Below are 19,515 nucleotides of genomic sequence, written 5' to 3' on the forward strand. Positions count from 1 at the left end.
GGCACTATAGAAAGGTGCACGGTGGGCGTGTCATATCAGTTCTGCAATTGGCTCATTTGACACGTCAGGCGTGTAACATTTGCCTTCCGGCACTTTCGTGTCACTCGCTGGGCGTGTCACATCGCTCTGATTTAACCCGCTGGGCGGGAGTCTGGGTTTAATTTGGAGAAGAGAAGGCATCGGGTCATGTAGCCGCCACAAGCTCATGGGTTTTTCGGTGGCATGGATGTCCAGCTTGCCGCCGCATTCGTCTACGGCAAAGAAGGTCAACGCATAGAGATGGGGTCGCTTGCGGTCACCATAGCGGGTGATCAAGATCAGTTCTACTTCTAGCAGTTCTTGCCTAGCTTTGTTCAAAGTGTCGCGCGACTTCCAGCCGCGCTTTTCCATGATCGACCAAGCGAGGCACAAATCTCCGTTGTTGAAACCCTTGAATTGCACCAGCAGGTCACTTAGCAGCTTAATGGCGTGGGCCGACAGACCGATAAAAACTTGGCTTTCCAGCAAGCAGTGGGGCAGCGCGGCAAACCCACCCCTTTCCCGGCGTTCTGGTGAAAGCCAGTTTTTCTTTTTCTTGCTCATACCGGAAACTACGCGTTGGACTTTTCTATTAGCGCGCGAATGTCTTCAACGCGCCAAGCCGTAACTCGCTTACCGAGGGTGCGAACTGGCTGTGGGTATCGGCCTGATTTTACGCCAGCCCACCAATGAGATTTTGATACTGGAATTATTGCCGGAACCGGCGGGACAGCCTTAAGGTTGCCGATGATTTGCGAGAGCCGGATATAGCCGGTTGATGGGAGCTGCATTTTTGATCCTCCAAAATCGTCCGCCGCGATACGCATTGGTACGAGAGGCGAATTTTGAAGAAATCACTTGAATTACATAAGTTGGGAAATATTAAAATTAACTATCCCTTGTAAATCCCCTGTTCATAAGGGTTTTGAACCAGTGTTCATTTTTTTGTGCGACTCTGCTTACCTTTAGCAAGAGCACGCAATAAACTCTCACTCTTATGATTTTTCATAACCTCACGGCTATCTAAAAAGGCTCGTTGCCTTTTCGGATCAGCTTCAGATGTCACTTTCCCATCTTCATCCACATGTTGGAATAGAAGGGGCTCACCTGAATCTAGCATTTCTTTTAATGCGCCAGCCAATTCTTCTGACACCTCTTGGCTGGACTTAATCCAGCTACGCATACCTATTCCTGACTTATTTTGCGCTTCACTAAACCCCTTTTGTAACAGGCGTTCTTGGGTCTTCGGACCCAGTGGTTTTCTTCCGGGATGCGCTTTGGAGTGTAAAATGCGGGGAATAGGACATATTTTTAGATTGTCAATCGCATAAGAAGTCGTTAATCCATTTAATCTATCTAGTATCGATTGGAGCCAAAGTGAACTAGCTGTTATTTGTTGAAGTCTTCCTTGAAACTCATTCGCAGATACAGGTCTTCCAGTATGCGAGATCGACTTAGGAATGTCCATTGGCATGTATCCACATTCTTTTCTTCTCTTTGCATCAAAAGAAAGCACTTTCTTCTTTAATGCTTGCAAATCTTTACGCATCCGGTTGTAATACTCTCGCTCGCTCATAACGTACCTTCTAAAAAGCTTTCAATTCGGAGTTTCTTAAGGCGGGGAAAGTGTCGACGTTTAGCCACGGGAATGAGCCTCGAACTCGCCACCCAAACCGTCATGCAGCGGCCCACTTGATCGACGTTACCTTGTTTTCACCCTTCGCCATTTGGTCAATCAGGTCTGCCCAAGCCTGCATCATGCGCTTGCGCTCAGATAGATACTCAGCGCGGTTGTAAGCACCTCGCACTTCGTTGCGTTCGCAATGAGCAAGCTGGCGTTCGATCACGTCTGGATTGAAGCCGGTCTCGTTGAGGATGGTGGAAGCGACCGCACGGAAGCCATGGCCGGTCATCTTGCCTTTGTAGCCCAAGCGGTACAGGGCAAACAGCATGGTATTGTTGCTGATGGGCTTATCCCGGTTGCGGCCAGGGAACACGAGGCGGCTGCCGCCCGATATTTCCTTGAGTTCCACCAGCATGGCGAGTGCCTGCCCTGACAGCGGGACGATATGCTCGGCTTTCATCTTCATGCGCCCGGCAGGGATAATCCACAAGGCGTTATTCAGATCAAATTCTGCCCATTCTGCACCTATCAATTCATTGGTACGTACGAAGGTTTGCGCCAGCAGTTGCAAGGCAAGGCGGGTTTGTTTGTCGCCGGTTTCGTCATACCTGGCAATCGCCCGTAATAGTTCCGGCAATTCCTCGGGACGGACCGCGGCTTGATGCTGTTTCTTGTGTGGGGTCAGTGCGCCGCGTAGATCGGTAGAGAGATTGCGGGTACAGCGTCCGGTGGCAATGCCATAACGAAACACCTGCCCGCATACTTGCAGGACACGGTGGGCCAGATCGTAGGCCCCACGGGCTTCTATCTTGCGGATGGTTTGAAGCAGCTCGGGGGCTTCGATCTGGTCGATGGGGCGTTTGCCAATGGTCGGGAAAATATTGCTCTCAAGGCGGCGTTTTACATCGCTGGCATGATGCGGCACCCAGGTATGCAGTTGCTTGTTGTACCACTCCATTGCCACCGCCTCGAAGGAATTTGCATGGGCGAGCTTCTTACGCAGGTTGGCGGCCTTGCGCTCGGCTGAGGGGTCGAGGTCGGCATCCAGTACTTTACGCTGCTCATCGCGCTTAGCACGCGCTTCCTTGAGGGAAACTTGAGGATAGGAGCCGAAGGATAATGATTTCTCCTTACCACCTAACCGGTAACGCAAACGCCAGAACTTACCACCCTCCGCATAGACCCAGAGATACAGACCGCCTCCATCGTGCAGCTTTCGGATTGCCTTACCCTCGCTTGTGGCGTTGTTGCACTTGGATGCAGACAGCAAATTGGTTTTCGCGGCCATGATTACTCCTGGTCAACAGCCAACAAAAAGGCCCTCAAGGCATCCGTCTGAGGAAGTGTAAGCTTTACAGTGCGTGCTGGCGTTTCGATAGTCAAAGCGCCGGCATCCGAAAGCGCTAGTCTGAACTGGTTATGATAGTGGGCTGACTTGTTAGCCTCCCTTTGCACAATTTTGCGTTGCTCTGAAGGGTCTAGGCCACTCTTTAGTTGCTCACGGATGTTGTCACACGATGCGCGCGCTTCTCCGATCGATATATCAGGATAAGCTCCTAGAGAAAGAGACTTTTCTTTACCACTTAACCAATATCTGAAGCGCCAGAACTTTCGGCTATCCTCGTAAACCCACAGGTAGAGTCCACCGCCATCATGGAGCTTACGCAGTTTCCTTCCGCCGCTTTCAGCGCCATCACAGGCAGATTCAGAGAGCAGATTCAGCTTTTTGGGCATGAGGTGGTAAGTGGAGGCAATTAAAAATATTTAATACCACACAATCTACCACCTATCATGGCCGGATGCAATCGGATGTTACCACACCACCTTGGACTATCAGATTATGCCATGATGGCGTATTTACTTGACTTTCTGGATACTACTGGACGAATTAGGATGTTATATTGGCGGAGGCGGTGAGATTCGAACTCACGGTAGAGTTGCCCCTACGGCAGTTTTCAAGACTGCTGCCTTAAACCGCTCGGCCACGCCTCCCAAATTTGTCGCACGAATCATACCGTTTTGGGACTCATTTTGCCAGTAAGACCCCTGCAACCATAATGATATTGCAACTTTCCATAAACATGCGTAGTCTTATGCATGTATAAGTTCGTCAACCAAGGAGACGTCATGCAATCTGAACTGAGATATTCCGGCTCGACCGCGCAAACCGGGCTTGCTGTTGTCCGCAACAAGGTCCTGCGCAACACTTACTGGATGCTCGGCTTGACCATGATTCCGACGATGTTCGGCGCAATGATCGGGATGAGCACCAATTTCTCATTCCTCGCGCAAGCGCCAATCATGGGTCCGCTGGTGATGCTGGCTGTGATGATGGGCCTGCTGTTTGGCGTGAGCGCAACGCGTAATAGCATGATGGGAATCGTGTTGTTGTTCCTGTTTACATTTGTTGCCGGCTGGTGGCTGGGGCCGATGCTGCAATATGCGCTTCATTTCAAGAATGGCGCGCAACTGGTGGGAACCGCCGCCGCTGGAACGGGGATGATTTTCTTCACCCTGGCAGGGATTGCGACAGTGACCAAAAAGGATTTCGGCTTCATGCAGAACTTCCTGTTCGTGGGACTGGTGTTGCTGATCATCGCATCCATCGCCAACCTGTTTTTCGCCATGCCGGCGGCTTCACTCGCCATCTCGGCTGTTGCGGTGCTGCTGTTTTCCGGCTTCATTCTGTTTGATGTAAGCCGTATCGTTAACGGTGGAGAAACCAACTACGTGATGGCGACGATGGGTATTTACCTTAGCCTCTATAATCTGTTCACCAGCCTGCTGCATCTGTTGTTGGCATTCTCGGGTGAACGAGATTGACGGTCTGAGTAATCTCTAATGAAAAAGGGCGGCTTTTAACAGCCGCCCTTTTTTTGGGCCCTGCCATCTCTCCCATCATCTTTCTAAACGGCGGCTTTCTCAAACAATGCAATGGATTCGACATGTGCGGTGTGCGGAAACATATTCACCACGCCTGCAGCCTTCAACAGGTATCCCTTCCCCTGCACCAGCACGCCCGCATCACGGGCCAGCGTAGCTGGATTGCAGGATACATACACGATGCGCGGGGGCGCTGTTCGTCCTTCTCCCAAGGAATTAACTACGGCAATTGCACCCTCGCGCGGTGGATCGATCAGCATTTTGTCGAAATACCCCTGCCCTTGCATCCAGGCTTCGTTGATTTCAAACAGGTTGGCTTCAACGAATTGCGTATTACGCGCAAGCCCATTGCGTTTCGCATTCTCCCCCGCTCGCCTCACCATGGCCGCGCTGCCTTCGTAACCCGCCACATACGCGCCACGCCGCGCGATTGGCAGGGTGAAATTTCCCAATCCACAGAATAAATCCGCAATACGCTCCCCTGGCTGCGGGTCGAGCAAATTCAGCGCACGCCTTACTAGTATCCGGTTCATGGCGGGATTGACCTGGGTAAATTCAGTCGGGTGAAACGGCATGACGATATCGAATTCCGGCAGAGTGTAATTCAACTCCGGCGCGTCCTTGGGGTAAAACGGATAAGCCGTCTGCGGGCTGCCTTCAGGTTGCAGGAAAAACTGGATGTGATGCCGATCGGCGAAGGCCGTGAGTAATACTTCGTCCTGCGAGGTAAGTGGTTCCAGGATGCGCAATACCAGCACATCCACCTCCTCGCCCAACGATACTTCGATCTGCGGGATACGGTCTAGGATCGATAGACTTCCCACCAGTTCCCGCAACGGCAGGATGAGCCTGGAAATGTGCAAGGGCATGACCTCGCAAGCCTGCATGTCGGCGACAAAGCTGCTGCGCTTCTCGTGAAAGCCGACCAGAACTCCGCCCTTCTTGGCAACATAGCGTACTGACAGCCGGGCGCGATAGCGATAACCCCAGGCTGCCCCGTATACCGCAGGCAGGATTAATTCAGACTCGACCTTTCCGATATGCTTGAGGTTGTCTTCCAGAATGCGCTGTTTCGCCGCCACCTGGGCGCGCGCATCCATATGTTGCAGACTGCATCCGCCGCATGTTCCGAAGTGTCTGCATTGCGGTGTTACTCGCGCATATGCAGGCTTGAGAACCTGCCCCACCTGCGCCATCTCGAAATTTGACTTCTTGCGATAGGGATTGTAGGTAACCACTTCACCGGGCAGCGCACCTTCAATGAAGATGACTTTACCTTGCGCGTGCGCGACTCCCCGGCCTTCCTGATCCAGGGATTCGATGGTAACGGGAGCAATCATCCTGAATCCGGCAGTTGGACAGGGCAAGGTAACGGAATAAGCGCCGTCGTTGCCGCTACGGCCACTGACCGAGAAATTCCTGCCAGTGGAGCTCGGCAGACTTGCCCAGGGTGAGACGCACCAGCTCGCATTCGCGTTGATACTGTTCATCGTCGAAAATACCGCGCATGAGCTGGAAACGTAAAAAGACCAGATAGGTATTCACCACATCGGTCTCACAGTAGTTGCGGATTGCGGCGATCTCCCCATTCTGGAAGGCGGTCCAGACTTGGGAGCCATCCATGCCGAACTTTCCGGGAAACCCCATCAGCTTGGCGAGTTCGTCCAGCGGCGCATTGGCGCGCGGCTGGTACAACGCCAGCAAGTCCATTAAATCGAGATGGCGCGTATGGTAGCGGCTGAGATAGTTGTTCCATTTGAATTCGCGGTCGTCATCACCCATCTCCCAGTAACGGCGTGCCTGTAGCCCATGAATCAGGCTACGGTAGTGCAGTACCGGGAGGTCGAAACCACCCCCATTCCAGGAAACCAGTTGCGGGCTGTATTTATCGATGCCTTCGAAGAATCGGCGGATGAGTTCCGCTTCGGAGTCTGCCGCATTTCCTAGCGACCATATGCGGAAATCATTCTTGTCGCGCAGTGCGCACGAGATTGCGACTATCTTCTGTATGTGCAGTTGCAGGAAATCACTGCCCACAGCCTGGCGGCGCGACTGAAACGCCATCTCGGCAATATCGGCGGCCGCGAGTTGCGGGCCAAGATCATGAAGCTTGCGCAATCCCTCTATATCAGGAACCGTCTCGATATCGAAAACCAGTACCGGTGTCACGTCAAGGGGATCTCAGTCGAATAGTGAATTTGAGGATCTACAAGGTGATGAGTTTGAGGCTTTATTTTCTAACCCAGGAACCGCTCGCCGCCTGATACCACCATCCCGCTCTGGCCAGTTCGATCCAGCGTTGACCAAAAGTGGAACGAATGTCCCCTTCCCATTCGGGATGCCCATTGGCACGGGCTATTTCGCGATAAAGCGCATTTCTGTCCTGATTCTCGGACGCAATCAAGGCATTGACCGGCTGGCGTGCCGACAATGGCAACGCATTCGCGTCGCGCATGGCAATAAACCCGTCGCGCGTAAGCCCCACCGCACCCCTGGCGTAGTATGGCTCCAGTTGGCTATGCCGTTGCTGCATGCTTTGCTTGAGGCTCGCAATCGCCGGCGTATTGATCTCGATGTCCGCCGCCGTGTAGCCGGCGAACGATGCCGAGAGTAGTATCATCAGCAATATCAAACGGGAAACTGGATTGCGCATGGTATTCACCTTTAATGTTCCGGTTGCAGCGATTGCTATGGTTGCACGGGAGGCTCGGAAGGAGCGGGTTTATCCGCACCCTGTCCGCCCTCTTCGGGCTTCTTGAGCTGCCACACTTCTTCGATGATCTTGTCCGCCGCTTTTTCAGCCGCGGCGGCAGGGAAATAAATATTAATGGTGACACATCCTGACAGAAATGTACCCGTTAATGTCATCAAGCCTGCGCGAAAGAAAAAGTTTTTCATATCGTCCCTACTGAAAAATAGGTTTAACATTTGCTTGAGTGATCCGCTGCAGGCGGTTAATCAGCTCCCACCAATCCACGTTGCGATTATAGCCTATCACCGTGATCGCCGGAATTCCGCCACCCTTGACGATGACATAACCTTTCGCTGGATGCTCGGACGCTATCCCGCCCATATGGCAAACACCGTTGCGCAATGAACAGCTCCAGCCGATCTTTGAATAGCCGAATTCCTCAAAAATATGCAGGAAACTACGCTGAATCGCGGCTGCCGCCCCCGACCCCCCCAGAGAGGAAATATTCTGCACAGCGGCCTGGCTGATACGGCGCGGATAGTTTCCAGGGCTACTCATGATGCTGGCGTCAAACTTTATCGGTTTCCAGTCAAAAAGTTCAAGGCCATGCACCGCCACATCAATGCGACCTTGCATATTACCGAATGAAAACACGCCGGTCAGCAGATTGAGATCCAGATTGCGCATATCCAGATCCGCCACCAGCGACGGTGCCCGGCCCATGGGGTCCAGCACCATCATGTTTCTCAATTCCACCCTACCGTCGAATACCTTGAAAAGCAGGGCACCATCCATTTCCAGAGTATGGCCCGTGTAGCTCACTTTGGGGATCGTGCCGGACAGCGTACCGTACATTGGGCGGCTTCCCAGCGCTTCCGTCAGCCTTCGCATGGATACGGGCGAAAGCCCGCCGCTGAATTGCCAGTGCCAGTCCTGGGCCTGCCGCGATGCACGGAATTTCTCCAGCGTAAACTCGCCGTCCAGTACCGGTATGGTCATCCGCGGGATGGCGAGATCTTGTCCGTTAATTTCCAGCGGGACACGAAATTCTCCCAGCGGTATCCGCGATAACTGGCTGCTCTGGATGCTTATATCGGCTATCGACACCCCTTGCGCCTGCCAGGGAATGTTGGCGTTCACACCGCGAAATGCAAAGCGCTCATGTTCGTCTTCCACCGAGACGTCACGCAAATTGAGGTTAAGCAACTCGCTGGCACCATTGCGGTAGCGCAATCGAATTCCGGCATGCCCTGCAGCTTTTAACCCCGTAAAGGAGGTATCCGCCAGAAAAGGTTTGAGCACTTGACTGAACAACGCGGACAATTCCAGATTGCCGGCATGCAAATCAAGATCGCGCAGCGTGTTGGTGGACCGGTCAGCCACACCTGATAAATCCGCCTCGCCGATACCTGCGAGCACGAGATTTCCCTTGAGCAGCCGAATGATATCGTCATCCAGGTTGCCGCTGACATGCAAACGATGACCCTGGCCCGTAAAATAAAGCGGCTGCCAAAACACTTCTCCCTGCGGCCAAGTTACATCGGCCTGCCATTCCCAGGCATTCCTGCGCTGACTCGCCTGGCGGCCATCCTGGCGCTCAGCTTTAGCGATGATTTCCCCACTGATATTCTCACCCGCATGCAAACCGCTGACATCGCTGAACGCCAACCCATCCACCGCGAGATTCGCCTCTACATTAGCTAGCCCGCCGGCATTACCGCGCAATCTGGCCGTCCCATTGAGTTTCCCCTTGGCGGGCGCGAGCATTTCTTTTTCTCTATCAGGCAGCAATTCGGCAATGCGTGCTACCTGTCCGTTGGTAACTGTCAGCACGCCTTCCCATGCCGCGCTTCCCCAACGGGCGGAAAGCCGCCAGCCTTCGCTGGCTTTATCGGAAGTCATCTGGATTTTTACATCCAGCATCTTATCGCGAGAAGAGTAATGAAAGGTTGCGGGTATCGGCGCTGACTTGGATAGCCGCAATACTCCATCATCACAGCTGATCAGATCCTGGGAAAACCGAAATGTATGGCAGGAAAAACGTAAATTACGCCAGATTTTTCCCTGCACCGCGACTTCACCCAGCTTTATTTCCAGCGATGATGCCTGCGAGCCGGTTAGACTGGCTTGTATCCCCCTTGCGCTTAAAAGGGGGCTGTGAATATCATCGACGGAAAGGGTAATGAGAGGCGCAGCGCAGGCAGAGAAAACAATAGCAAACCACGCCGGCAATATTGTAACGAGTAGCTTAACCATTGTTGACTCGCCCAAACACAATTCGCGGACTCTTAAAGCACTCCTGTATAACGCCATATAAATGACGTCATGCTACCTATGGTCATTACTTATCCGGCAGGAAAATACAATGAATTCGTCATTCTGCACTTGACCCGGATCCAGCCCAAACCGCAACGATGCGCTCTGAACGCCACTGGATACCGGTTTCCGCCGGTATGACGCTTATCCGCTTACTCGCTGAATATATGATATTGACACATAGGCTTTACCCACTCAGGCCGGGAAAACCCCCGTGGAAAGGTAGCGATCCCCGCGATCGCAAACGATGGAAACGATCACCGCGTTGTGCAATTCCGCGGAAATCTTGAGTGCCGCCGCCAAAGCACCTCCCGACGAAATTCCGGCAAAAATCCCTTCCTCGCGCGCCAGCCGCCGAGTCATATCCTCGGCTTCGGCCTGGGAAACCAGGATAATGCAATCCACCCGGCTGGCATCATAGATTCTTGGCAAGTAGGCTTCCGGCCATTTGCGGATACCCGGAATCTGCGCACCGTCTTCCGGCTGTACGCCGATGATCTGAATCTCCGGATTCTTTTCCTTGAAATATTCGGAGCAACCCATAATCGTACCGGTGGTCCCCATGCTGCTCACCAGATGAGTAATTTGCCCTCCGGTATCGCGCCAGATCTCGGGAGCGGTCCCTTCGTAGTGTGCTCTTGGATTATCGGGATTGGCAAACTGATCCAGGATGATTCCGCGCCCCTCGTCACGCATTCGCTCAGCCACATCCCGTGCTTCTTCCATGCTGCCCTCTTTCGAGGTCAATATGATTTCCGCCCCGAATGCCTTCATGGATTGCCGCCGCTCCACGCTCAGGTGCTCCGGCATCACCAGTATCAGGGGATAACCCATGATCGCCGCCGCCATCGCCAAAGCAATGCCGGTGTTGCCGCTGGTGGCTTCTATCAGCGTATCTCCGGGCCTGATCTCCCCACGCGCCTGCGCATGCCTGATCATCGATAACGCTGGACGATCTTTCACCGAGCCTGCGGGATTGTTGCCTTCCAGCTTGGCGAGAATGACGTTACTGGTTTTCCCGGGCAAACGTTTAAGTTTTACCAGGGGCGTGTTACCGATAAAATCTTCTATGGTTTTGTACATATCCAATTCGCAGAGAATTCGTAAAGATCGTGCCGGATTATCGCATACGCGCCGCTAGAAGACCCATTACAAAACGCACAAGGGTGGCTGCCAAGAACATCGTCGAATTACTCGTTTGTGACGGGATGGGTGGAGAAAGCACAACCCATTGGCAATTGACGGGTTATGGCGTACCACCTCCCCCATCCTGACAATGCCAGGTTTTTATTGCCTGACAGCTGGTTTATTTTCCGTCTTGGCCGTGGTGCCGCCGCCCACCGTAATATCCTTACGTAGTTTCTTCATGGTGGCGGGACCAATGCCATTGACCTTTTCCAGATCGCCCGGCAATTTGAAGGGACCATTCTTCTTACGATAATCGACGATAGCCTTGGCTTTGGCCGGACCGATTCCCTGAAGGGTTTCCAGCTCCCCCTGAGTAGCGGTATTGATGTTGACAGCCGCGTAGACCGGACCGGCAAGCGCGAACAACATGACAATAAGAAACAACAGTTTTTTCATAACCCTATTACACTGCGCGCGATTGCAGCCATCAAAACGGAATATCGTCATCCATGTCATCGAACCCCGTGCTGCTTCTTGGGGCAGGTTTATTGCTGCCGGAGGTACTCGGCGCGAAACTGCTCTCGTCCCTATCACCCCCCTCGTAGCTGCCGCTTCCCGGTTTGCTGCCCAGCATTTTCATGTCGCTGGCGATGATCTCGGTGGTATAGCGTTCGGCACCTGACTTGTCGGTCCATTTCCGGGTTTCCAGCCGTCCTTCGACATATACCGGACGACCCTTCTTCAGGTATTCACCGGCGATTTCGGCCAGTTTGCGGTAAAACGTGACGCGATGCCATTCGGTTTTCTCCTGCTTTTCACCGTTTTTGTCTTTCCATGTTTCCGTGGTTGCCAAAGTGATGTTGGTCACCGCGTCGCCATTTGGCATGTAGCGGGTCTCGGGGTCTTTACCGAGATTGCCGATGAGTATGACTTTGTTGACTGATGCCATTTACGCTTCTCCCCCAAGTAGTTGAACAACTCCTTCTTCGTCAAAGCCTCGCATATCCACTTTCAGGTAAGCCACGCCTTCACTTGCCAGCACCAGTGCTTCATGCACACCGGGTAGCGCCGCCAATTGACGCGATAGCCCGCTGGCCTTGCCCGTATCCATTTCCTCCACATGGTACATTCTGGTACGCACCGCGGCAGGCGCTTTCATGGTGGCGGCAAACAGCAGCCATAATGCCAGCAGGATGCCGCAAAATGCAAACAGCGCGGAGCTGCCATGATGTTCAAATAAATAGCCGCCAGCGGTGGCGCCGGTAAATGCGCCGAGAAATTGAACGCTGCTATAGACGCCTATGGCTGTGCCCTTTGCGCCGACCGGCGCTATCTTGGAAATAAGCGAGGGCAAGGTTGCTTCCAGCAGATTGAACGCGGCAAAGAAAACCAGCAGCGCCGCCGTCGTCCCCCATAGGGATTCGAACGTATACGCCAGCAATACCTGGCTTGCCAGCAATACAGCCACTGCAATGACAAAAACCGGTTTGAGTTTTGCTTTCTTTTCCGCATAGATGATCGCGGGAACAATCAGAACCATGGAAAAGAGCAATACCGGAAGATATACCTGCCAGTGGGAATCTACCGCCAGACCCGACTTGCGCAATGACAACGGCACCACCAGCCATAGCGCCATCAGAACTGCATGTAACGCAAACACACCGAAATCCAGGCGTAGCAATTCGGGATTATGCAACACGTTACCAAAGCGTCCTGATGATGCCTCGGTATCGGAATGGAAACGGCTGATCAATGGATTGGGAATAATCTTATAAACTACCGCCATCGCCAACAGGGCCAGTACTCCGGTCATGGCGAAAATTCCAGGGACGCCAATCAAGCGATTGAGTGCCGGCGCGACAATCAGTGAGAGCGCAAAGGTGGCACCGATGGTCATGCCAATCGTGGCCATCGCTTTGGTGCGATGCTCTTCACGGGTGAGATCGGCGGCAAGCGCCATTACCGCGGCGGAAATCGCCCCCGCGCCTTGAATGATGCGGCCAAAGATTACCCAATAAATATCCGTGGCGGACGCGGCCACGAAACTGCCCGCGGCGAACAGAATCAAGCCTATGTAGATAACGGGCTTGCGCCCGATCCGGTCGGACAACCAGCCGAAAGGTATTTGCAGTATCGCCTGGGTCAGCCCATAGGCGCCAAGGGCAATGCCGACCAGCGTATAGTTGCTTCCGCCCGGCAAATGCTCGGCATAAAACGCGAACACGGGCAGAATGATAAACATGCCAAACATGCGCAACCCATAGATACCGGCCAAACCCGCGGTAGCGCGCAACTCAATCGGCGACATTTTCTCGGGGGGTGATGAGACGGACATGAATCAGATTGGGAAAATGCGGAGAAGTTGAGTATATTAACAGGTTTGACCGGCACTCAGATAGCCCAAGGTTGTCATGGGTGACCAATGGAAGCGTCGATGGAACTCATAAAAATTCGCGGTGCGCGCACGCACAACCTCAAAAACATCAATCTTGATCTGCCGCGAAACAAGCTGATCGTCATCACCGGTTTGTCCGGTTCCGGCAAATCCTCGCTCGCGTTTGACACGCTTTATGCGGAAGGTCAGCGGCGCTATGTGGAATCGCTCTCGGCGTATGCGCGGCAATTTCTGCAATTGATGGAAAAGCCCGATGTCGATCTGATCGAAGGCCTTTCTCCCGCTATCGCCATAGAGCAGAAAGCGACATCGCATAATCCGCGTTCGACCGTCGGCACCGTCACGGAAATACACGATTACATGCGCCTGCTATTTGCGCGCGTGGGCGATCCGCAGTGCCCCGACCACGGCATCACGCTGATCGCGCAAAGCGTTTCGCAAATGGTCGATCATGTATTGAAGCTGCCGCCCGATACCCGGCTGATGATACTGGCGCCGCTGGTGGTGGGGCGCAAAGGCGAGCAGCTGGATTTGATCGATGAACTGCGTGCACAGGGTTTCGTGCGGCTGCGGGTAGACAGCAAGGTGCATGAAATCGACGTGCTGCCAAAACTGCATAAGAATAAAAAGCACACGATTGAAGTGGTGGTGGATAGACTCAAAGTTATGCCCGATGCCAAGCAGCGGCTGGCGGAGTCATTTGAAACCGCGCTGCGCCATGCTGACGGACGCGCTTTGGCGGTGGAAATGGATTCCGGCCACGAGCATCTTTTTTCCGCCAAGTTCAGCTGCCCGGTGTGCAGCTATTCGTTGCCCGAACTTGAGCCGCGCTTGTTCTCCTTCAATAACCCGATGGGCGCCTGTCCCAAGTGTGACGGTCTGGGGAAAATTACATTCTTCGATCCCAAGCGTATTGTCGCTTTTCCTCATTTGTCATTGGCTTCCGGCACAATCAAGGGCTGGGATCGGCGCAATCAGTTTTATTACCAGTTGCTGGCGAGCCTGGCCAAGCATTATGATTTTGACCTGGAGATTCCTTTCGAACAACTGCCTGAAAACATTCAGGACATCATTCTCAAAGGATCAGGCAAGGAAAAAATAGCGTTTTCGTACTTGAATGAAACTGGCGCCCGAACCCAGCGGACACATACCTTCGAGGGTATTATTCCCAACCTGGAGCGACGCTATAAGGAGACAGAGTCGCAGGCCGTGCGCGAGGAGCTGGCAAAATACCTGAATTCGCAGACCTGCCCCGAATGCGCGGGCACCCGCCTACGGCGCGAGGCCCGCCATGTGCGGGTGGGAGGGCGGGCCATTTTCGAAATCAACGCGCTACCCCTGAAACAGGCCATGGTTTTTTTCGATCAGATGGAACTGACGGGGCAAAAGCATGCCATTGCGGAAAGAATCGTCAGGGAAATTTCCAGCCGCATGTTATTCCTCAACAACGTGGGCCTGGATTACTTGTCGCTGGATCGCTCCGCCGACACCTTGTCCGGCGGGGAGTCCCAGCGTATTCGGCTCGCCAGCCAGATCGGTTCCGGGCTGACCGGCGTGATGTATGTGCTGGATGAGCCTTCCATTGGTCTGCACCAGCGCGATAATAGCCGGTTGTTGGAAACACTCAAGAATCTGCGCGATCTCGGCAATAGCGTAATCGTGGTGGAACACGACCAGGATGCCATACTGTCCGCCGATCATGTGGTGGACATGGGTCCCGGCGCAGGCGAACATGGGGGAGCGATCATCGCGCAAGGAACCCCGGAAGCCATTCGGAAAAGCGCCAGCTCCTTGACCGGCAAATATCTTTCTGGCCAATTGGTCATCGCGCTGCCGGAAAAGCGCACCCAACCAAAAAGTGATCGCTGGCTCCGGATCGAAGGCGCTTCCGGCAATAATCTGAAAAACGTCAACCTCAACCTGCCGGTGGGATTGTTCGTTTGTATCACCGGCGTCTCCGGCTCAGGGAAGTCCACCCTTATCAATGAAACGCTTTATCTTGCAACGGCGCGCTACCTCTACGGCAGCAGCACGGAGCCTGCGCCGCATCAGAGCCTGGATGGCCTGGCGTTCTTCGACAAGGTCATCAACATGGACCAGAGCCCCATCGGGCGCACGCCGCGCTCCAACCCGGCCACATATACCGGCTTGTTCACACCCATCCGCGAACTGTTCGCGGGCGTACCCCAGGCGCGCGAACGCGGCTATGGTCCCGGACGATTTTCGTTTAACGTCAAGGGCGGACGCTGCGAAGCCTGTCAGGGCGACGGCATGATCAAGGTTGAGATGCATTTCCTCCCCGATATATACGTGTCGTGCGACGTCTGCCACGGCAAGCGTTATAACCGCGAGACCCTGGAGATTCAATACAAGGGAAAAAATATCAACGAAATCCTGCAGCTGACAGTGGAGCAGGCACACGAATTTTTTAGCGCCGTGCCGGTTGTAGCGCGAAAGCTCCAGACGCTGCTGGATGTGGGTCTGGGCTACATCACCTTGGGACAATCCGCCACTACGCTTTCCGGCGGAGAAGCCCAGCGGGTGAAACTTTCGCTGGAGCTCTCCAAGCGCGATACCGGCCGCACGCTCTACATCCTGGACGAACCCACCACCGGCCTTCATTTCCAGGATATCGACATGCTGCTGAAAGTATTGCATCGGCTACGTGACCATGGCAACACCGTGGTGGTGATCGAGCACAACCTGGACGTGATCAAGACCGCTGACTGGATCGTCGACCTCGGCCCCGAGGGCGGCGAGGGCGGCGGACAAATTATCGCTGAAGGCTCACCGGAGGAGATAGCGGCGAGCGAGAACAGCTTTACCGGTCATTATTTGCGAAGCGTGCTCGGTCCCTGATCGAGGACGCAAGCTGCGAATGGATCACCGTAAGTCTTTATGCAACAGCTTCAATGCCGCGATCGCCGCAGCCGATCCCCTGTGTATCGTACCGCGGCACTTACCTATACCACCCAGGCTACCCAAGGGACGCACTCTGGTGATCGGTGCGGGTAAGGCTGCGGCGGCAATGGCACTGGCAGTGGAAAACCATTGGCAAAAAGATGCGCTACTGAATGGTATTGTCCTCACTCGCTATGGCCACGGCTTGCCACTGGAACGCATCACGGTGATTGAAGCCGGGCATCCCCTTCCGGACAAACGGGGTGAGCAGGCAGCGCAAGACATTCTGGCGGAAGTTAAAAAACTCGGTGCGGACGATTTACTGCTCTGCCTGGTGAGCGGCGGCGGTTCAAGCTTGCTTTCGTTACCGGTGGCGGGCCTATCGCTGAATGACCTCAGAAACGTCACCCGGGAATTGCTGCTGTGCGGTGCGGCAATTCAGGAAATCAATACCGTGCGCAAGCATCTCTCCGCCATTCAAGGAGGGAAGCTTGCCGCGTCATGCCGTGCCCCGGTATTGGCATTGATCATATCGGATGTAACCGGGGATGCCCCCACTCATGTCGCCTCCGGCCCGTGCGCGCCAGACCCGTCAACCTATCTGGACGCGCTGGAGATACTCGAACGCTACCGGATCGATGCACCCGCTGCGGTGCTGGAAATATTGCTGGCGGGTGCCGAAGGAAAGCGCGACGAAACCCCCAAGCCGGGTGACGCCGTCTTCAGGAACGTGGACAACCGCGTGATCGCCACCGCCCGGGATTCGCTGCTGGCGGCGGCAAAATATTTTCATGATCAAGGTATTCCCGCCGCTATACTGGGTGACGGCATAACCGGTGAATCACGCGATGTAGCCAAGGTCTTCGCCGCGCTGGCACGGCAAATCCGTCAATATGGCCAGCCATGGAAGCCGCCGGTGGCGCTGATCTCAGGAGGAGAGACAACAGTTTCGTTACGTGAAAATGGCTGCGGCGAACAGCGCGGCACCAGTGGAACGAAATCTGGTGGACGAGGCGGACGCAACACGGAATTCCTTCTGTCGCTTGCCATTGAACTCAACGATGTAACGGGAATCCACGCTCTGGCCTGCGATACTGACGGCATAGACGGTTCGGAAAACAACGCCGGCGCAATCATGGCGCCAGACTCGATCCACCGTGCAAAGCAAATGGGCATCGACGCCCGCGCCTTGCTTGCCAGTCACGACTCGTATACTTTCTTTGGGCAACTTGACGATCTGATACTTACCGGCCCAACCCGAACCAATGTCAATGATTACCGGGTAATTCTGGTGCTATAGAACTAACGTCCCGAAAATGAGCCATAAGGCCGCACGGACTATTATGATGGGAAGAATCGCCCATTGATCTGGAGATATGTCACGAAACCGCAATATTGCTTACATATCATCGCAATATCGAAGAGAATATTACCGACAGGGGAAAACATATGGCAGCAACCATACTGGTGGTGGAAGATGAACCCGCGATTCAGGAGTTGATCTCGTATAGCCTGAGGCAGGCCCGCCATGTCGTTTTTGGTGCAAGAAGCGCGGAACAGGCCATGGAGATAGTGAATGATGCATTACCGGACCTGGTGCTGCTTGACTGGATGCTGCCGGGAATGAGCGGCGTAGAATTTGCACGCATGTTGCGTCGCGTAACGCGTACCAAGACCATCCCCATCATCATGCTTACCGCTCGTGCCGAAGAAAGCGACAAGGTAGCGGGATTGGAGATTGGCGCCGATGACTACATCACCAAGCCCTTTTCGCCACGTGAATTGCTCGCGCGGATTAAAGCAGTGCTCCGACGGCGTTCACCGGAGGCGGCTGATGATCTGGTGGAAATCGGCGGACTGCGCCTTGACTCCGCAACACATCGCGTAACCGCGGGTGATAAGGAAGTGGTGCTCGGGCCCACCGAGTTTCGTTTGTTGCATTTCCTTATGACGCACTCCGAACGGGTGCATACACGCTCGCAACTGCTCGATCAGGTATGGGGAGACCATGTATTTGTGGAGGACCGTACCGTGGACGTGCATATTCGCAGATTGCGCAAAGCGCTGGAAAATGTCAGCAAGGATGGTTTGGTGCAGACCGTGAGAGGATCGGGCTATCGCCTGTCAGCGGGACCGGCGGCAAGCATTGGTATCGTATGAGTATAATGGGTCATCTTCACTCTTCGAAATAACATACGTGCCTGCTTTCTGGGAGCGCCTTACTCTCATCCTGACAATTGTTGTGGCCGGCATACTCTGGACTACGCTCGGCGCGCTCGTAACATTGGTCTTTTGCAGCATTGCCCTGCTGCTGCTGGTCATCCACCACTGGCGTCATCTGATAATGCTGGACAGATGGCTTCACGCCGAAGAATTGACATCTGTCGCATTGCCTGATGCCCCCGGAAAATGGGGAGATGTATTTGCCCGCCTGGCGCGACTCATGCGCGAACAGCGCAGAAATCATCAGCAACTCAGTTCCGCGCTGGAGCGCCTGCGGCGCGCCACTTCCGCCATGCCGGAAGGCGTGGTAATTCTGGATGACGTCGACCGTATCGAATGGTGCAATCCGGTAGCCGAAAAGCATTTGGGCATAGATATCAGCCTCGATGCCGGTCAGCATCTTACTCATTTGGTGCGCCAGACCCAATTCACCGACTACCTGAACGCTCACAATTACAGTGAGCCGCTGATAATCAAACCCTCCCGAAACCAGAGCCTGACCCTTTCGCTACAGTTCGTGCCTTATGGCGACAAGCAGAAACTGCTTGTCAGCCGTGATATTACCCGCCTTGAGAGAGTCCATACCATGCGGCGGGATTTCGTCGCCAATGTCTCGCATGAGTTGCGTACACCGTTGACAGTCATTGGTGGATTCCTTGAAACGCTGGCGGAAGAAGGCGCTCCCGACCCCGAAACCCATAAATGGGCGCTCACGCTGATGACCGATCAGACCCGGCGCATGCAGCGCCTAGTGGAAGACCTGTTGACGCTGTCGCGACTGGAGGATTCAGAAAACCTGGTACGGGAAGATACCGTCAATATCCCGAAAATGTTGCGTGAACTCTGTCATGAAGCGGAATCCTTGAGCGCGGGACGTCACCGTATCCATCTCAAGCTTGATACCAAAGCCAAGCTGCTGGGAAACATGGACGAGTTACGCAGCGCTTTCAGCAATCTCGTCAGCAATGCTATCCGCTACACCCCCGATGGGGGGACTATTACATTGAACTGGGCAATTCGTGACGAGCAAGGCGTATTCTCTGTTCAAGACAGCGGCATTGGCATCGAGCCCGAGCATATCCCTCGCCTGACAGAACGCTTCTATCGGGTGGATCGTGGACGCTCGCGTGAAACCGGGGGCACCGGCCTGGGGCTAGCCATTGTCAAGCACGTCCTGACCTGCCACCAAGCGAAGCTGGAAATTGTCAGCGAACTGGGCAAAGGCAGTTGCTTCAGCGCATGGCTCCCTGCGGCACGGCTGATAACGCACAAAAGCGAGTGAATCTAATTACTTACAGATTCTTACCAGAAAATATCACGCATCTCGTGCCGGAC

The 19,515-nt window shown here is 54.2% G+C and carries 18 protein-coding genes and 1 tRNA gene; 5 read left to right on the top strand and 14 right to left on the bottom strand.

Annotated features, from left to right (window positions below):
* Positions 1–30 precede the first annotated feature (30 nt).
* The 5 genes from EBAPG3_RS14205 to EBAPG3_RS14230 all read right to left on the bottom strand — a co-directional run bounded on the left by EBAPG3_RS14205 (position 31) and on the right by EBAPG3_RS14230 (position 3,634).
* A complete protein-coding gene (locus tag EBAPG3_RS14205; RefSeq protein ID WP_004180123.1) occupies positions 31–582 on the bottom strand; it encodes a hypothetical protein in 552 nt (183 codons plus the stop codon).
* Positions 583–955: 373 nt separating this feature from the next.
* Positions 956–1,594, bottom strand: coding sequence for a hypothetical protein (locus EBAPG3_RS15100; protein WP_151898966.1), 639 nt, complete (start codon positions 1,592–1,594; stop codon positions 956–958).
* A 100-nt stretch (positions 1,595–1,694) separates the two neighbouring features.
* Positions 1,695–2,930, bottom strand: coding sequence for a tyrosine-type recombinase/integrase (locus tag EBAPG3_RS14220; RefSeq protein WP_004180120.1), 1,236 nt, complete (start codon positions 2,928–2,930; stop codon positions 1,695–1,697).
* Positions 2,931–2,932: 2 nt separating this feature from the next.
* Positions 2,933–3,376: an Arm DNA-binding domain-containing protein gene (locus tag EBAPG3_RS14225; protein ID WP_081607293.1), complete on the bottom strand. Its 444-nt coding sequence runs from the start codon at positions 3,374–3,376 to the stop codon at positions 2,933–2,935.
* 168 nt (positions 3,377–3,544) lie between these two features.
* Positions 3,545–3,634 (bottom strand) — tRNA-Ser (locus EBAPG3_RS14230).
* A gap of 135 nt (positions 3,635–3,769) precedes the next feature.
* Between EBAPG3_RS14230 and EBAPG3_RS14235 the strand changes: the two genes are divergently transcribed.
* Positions 3,770–4,465 carry a Bax inhibitor-1/YccA family protein gene (locus tag EBAPG3_RS14235; RefSeq protein WP_004180103.1) on the top strand — a complete coding sequence of 232 codons (696 nt, stop codon included), beginning with the start codon at positions 3,770–3,772 and terminating at the stop codon, positions 4,463–4,465.
* A gap of 83 nt (positions 4,466–4,548) precedes the next feature.
* On the opposite strand, the gene rlmD is transcribed toward EBAPG3_RS14235, so the two are convergent.
* The 9 genes from rlmD to EBAPG3_RS14280 form a co-directional block, all read right to left on the bottom strand.
* A complete protein-coding gene (gene rlmD / locus EBAPG3_RS14240) occupies positions 4,549–5,865 on the bottom strand; it encodes a 23S rRNA (uracil(1939)-C(5))-methyltransferase RlmD (RefSeq protein WP_004180101.1) in 1,317 nt (438 codons plus the stop codon).
* 55 nt (positions 5,866–5,920) lie between these two features.
* Complete coding sequence (locus tag EBAPG3_RS14245) at positions 5,921–6,694, bottom strand: 3'-5' exonuclease (RefSeq protein ID WP_004180099.1); 774 nt, start codon at positions 6,692–6,694, stop codon at positions 5,921–5,923.
* A 61-nt stretch (positions 6,695–6,755) separates the two neighbouring features.
* Positions 6,756–7,178, bottom strand: a complete 423-nt coding sequence (locus tag EBAPG3_RS14250) for a YdbL family probable chaperone protein (protein WP_040853036.1) — start codon at positions 7,176–7,178, stop codon at positions 6,756–6,758.
* 35 nt (positions 7,179–7,213) lie between these two features.
* On the bottom strand, positions 7,214–7,423 hold the full coding sequence (locus EBAPG3_RS14255) for a hypothetical protein (protein ID WP_040853024.1): 210 nt from the start codon (positions 7,421–7,423) through the stop codon (positions 7,214–7,216).
* Between the two features lie 7 nt (positions 7,424–7,430).
* The gene (locus EBAPG3_RS14260) at positions 7,431–9,473 is read right to left on the bottom strand and encodes a translocation/assembly module TamB domain-containing protein (protein ID WP_004180093.1); all 2,043 of its coding nucleotides are present in this window, start codon (positions 9,471–9,473) and stop codon (positions 7,431–7,433) included.
* Positions 9,474–9,728: 255 nt separating this feature from the next.
* Complete coding sequence (gene cysM / locus EBAPG3_RS14265) at positions 9,729–10,616, bottom strand: cysteine synthase CysM (RefSeq protein ID WP_004180085.1); 888 nt, start codon at positions 10,614–10,616, stop codon at positions 9,729–9,731.
* Between the two features lie 204 nt (positions 10,617–10,820).
* Positions 10,821–11,117, bottom strand: coding sequence for a ComEA family DNA-binding protein (locus EBAPG3_RS14270; protein ID WP_004180083.1), 297 nt, complete (start codon positions 11,115–11,117; stop codon positions 10,821–10,823).
* 31 nt (positions 11,118–11,148) lie between these two features.
* Entirely contained in the window at positions 11,149–11,610 is a 462-nt protein-coding gene (gene ssb / locus EBAPG3_RS14275) for a single-stranded DNA-binding protein (protein WP_004180081.1), read from the bottom strand.
* Complete coding sequence (locus EBAPG3_RS14280) at positions 11,611–12,969, bottom strand: MFS transporter (RefSeq protein WP_004180079.1); 1,359 nt, start codon at positions 12,967–12,969, stop codon at positions 11,611–11,613.
* A 126-nt stretch (positions 12,970–13,095) separates the two neighbouring features.
* On the opposite strand from EBAPG3_RS14280, the gene uvrA reads away from it, so the two are divergent.
* From uvrA to phoR, 4 genes are all read left to right on the top strand, one after another.
* Positions 13,096–15,915: an excinuclease ABC subunit UvrA gene (gene uvrA, locus EBAPG3_RS14285; RefSeq protein ID WP_085922070.1), complete on the top strand. Its 2,820-nt coding sequence runs from the start codon at positions 13,096–13,098 to the stop codon at positions 15,913–15,915.
* A 19-nt stretch (positions 15,916–15,934) separates the two neighbouring features.
* Positions 15,935–17,257 carry a glycerate kinase type-2 family protein gene (locus EBAPG3_RS14290; RefSeq protein ID WP_004174359.1) on the top strand — a complete coding sequence of 441 codons (1,323 nt, stop codon included), beginning with the start codon at positions 15,935–15,937 and terminating at the stop codon, positions 17,255–17,257.
* Positions 17,258–17,406: 149 nt separating this feature from the next.
* Entirely contained in the window at positions 17,407–18,117 is a 711-nt protein-coding gene (gene phoB / locus EBAPG3_RS14295) for a phosphate regulon transcriptional regulator PhoB (protein ID WP_040851103.1), read from the top strand.
* 37 nt (positions 18,118–18,154) lie between these two features.
* A complete protein-coding gene (gene phoR, locus EBAPG3_RS14300) occupies positions 18,155–19,462 on the top strand; it encodes a phosphate regulon sensor histidine kinase PhoR (protein ID WP_004174361.1) in 1,308 nt (435 codons plus the stop codon).
* Positions 19,463–19,515: the final 53 nt, after the last annotated feature.

The organism is Nitrosospira lacus, from assembly GCF_000355765.4.
Lineage (GTDB): Bacteria > Pseudomonadota > Gammaproteobacteria > Burkholderiales > Nitrosomonadaceae > Nitrosospira > Nitrosospira lacus.

What these genes read in the sequence shown, in the direction of transcription:
- ssb (WP_004180081.1), bottom strand. Translation starts at nt 11,610, where the DNA reads ATGGCATCAGTCAACAAAGTCATACTCATCGGCAATCTCGGTAAAGAC.
- EBAPG3_RS14225 (WP_081607293.1), bottom strand. Translation starts at nt 3,376, where the DNA reads ATGCCCAAAAAGCTGAATCTGCTCTCTGAATCTGCCTGTGATGGCGCT.
- EBAPG3_RS14205 (WP_004180123.1), bottom strand. Translation starts at nt 582, where the DNA reads ATGAGCAAGAAAAAGAAAAACTGGCTTTCACCAGAACGCCGGGAAAGG.
- EBAPG3_RS14260 (WP_004180093.1), bottom strand. Translation starts at nt 9,473, where the DNA reads ATGGTTAAGCTACTCGTTACAATATTGCCGGCGTGGTTTGCTATTGTT.
- EBAPG3_RS14290 (WP_004174359.1), top strand. Translation starts at nt 15,935, where the DNA reads ATGGATCACCGTAAGTCTTTATGCAACAGCTTCAATGCCGCGATCGCC.
- EBAPG3_RS14255 (WP_040853024.1), bottom strand. Translation starts at nt 7,423, where the DNA reads ATGAAAAACTTTTTCTTTCGCGCAGGCTTGATGACATTAACGGGTACA.
- EBAPG3_RS14280 (WP_004180079.1), bottom strand. Translation starts at nt 12,969, where the DNA reads ATGTCGCCGATTGAGTTGCGCGCTACCGCGGGTTTGGCCGGTATCTAT.
- uvrA (WP_085922070.1), top strand. Translation starts at nt 13,096, where the DNA reads ATGGAACTCATAAAAATTCGCGGTGCGCGCACGCACAACCTCAAAAAC.
- EBAPG3_RS14220 (WP_004180120.1), bottom strand. Translation starts at nt 2,930, where the DNA reads ATGGCCGCGAAAACCAATTTGCTGTCTGCATCCAAGTGCAACAACGCC.
- EBAPG3_RS14250 (WP_040853036.1), bottom strand. Translation starts at nt 7,178, where the DNA reads ATGCGCAATCCAGTTTCCCGTTTGATATTGCTGATGATACTACTCTCG.
- EBAPG3_RS15100 (WP_151898966.1), bottom strand. Translation starts at nt 1,594, where the DNA reads ATGAGCGAGCGAGAGTATTACAACCGGATGCGTAAAGATTTGCAAGCA.
- rlmD (WP_004180101.1), bottom strand. Translation starts at nt 5,865, where the DNA reads ATGATTGCTCCCGTTACCATCGAATCCCTGGATCAGGAAGGCCGGGGA.
- cysM (WP_004180085.1), bottom strand. Translation starts at nt 10,616, where the DNA reads ATGTACAAAACCATAGAAGATTTTATCGGTAACACGCCCCTGGTAAAA.
- EBAPG3_RS14235 (WP_004180103.1), top strand. Translation starts at nt 3,770, where the DNA reads ATGCAATCTGAACTGAGATATTCCGGCTCGACCGCGCAAACCGGGCTT.
- phoB (WP_040851103.1), top strand. Translation starts at nt 17,407, where the DNA reads ATGGCAGCAACCATACTGGTGGTGGAAGATGAACCCGCGATTCAGGAG.
- EBAPG3_RS14270 (WP_004180083.1), bottom strand. Translation starts at nt 11,117, where the DNA reads ATGAAAAAACTGTTGTTTCTTATTGTCATGTTGTTCGCGCTTGCCGGT.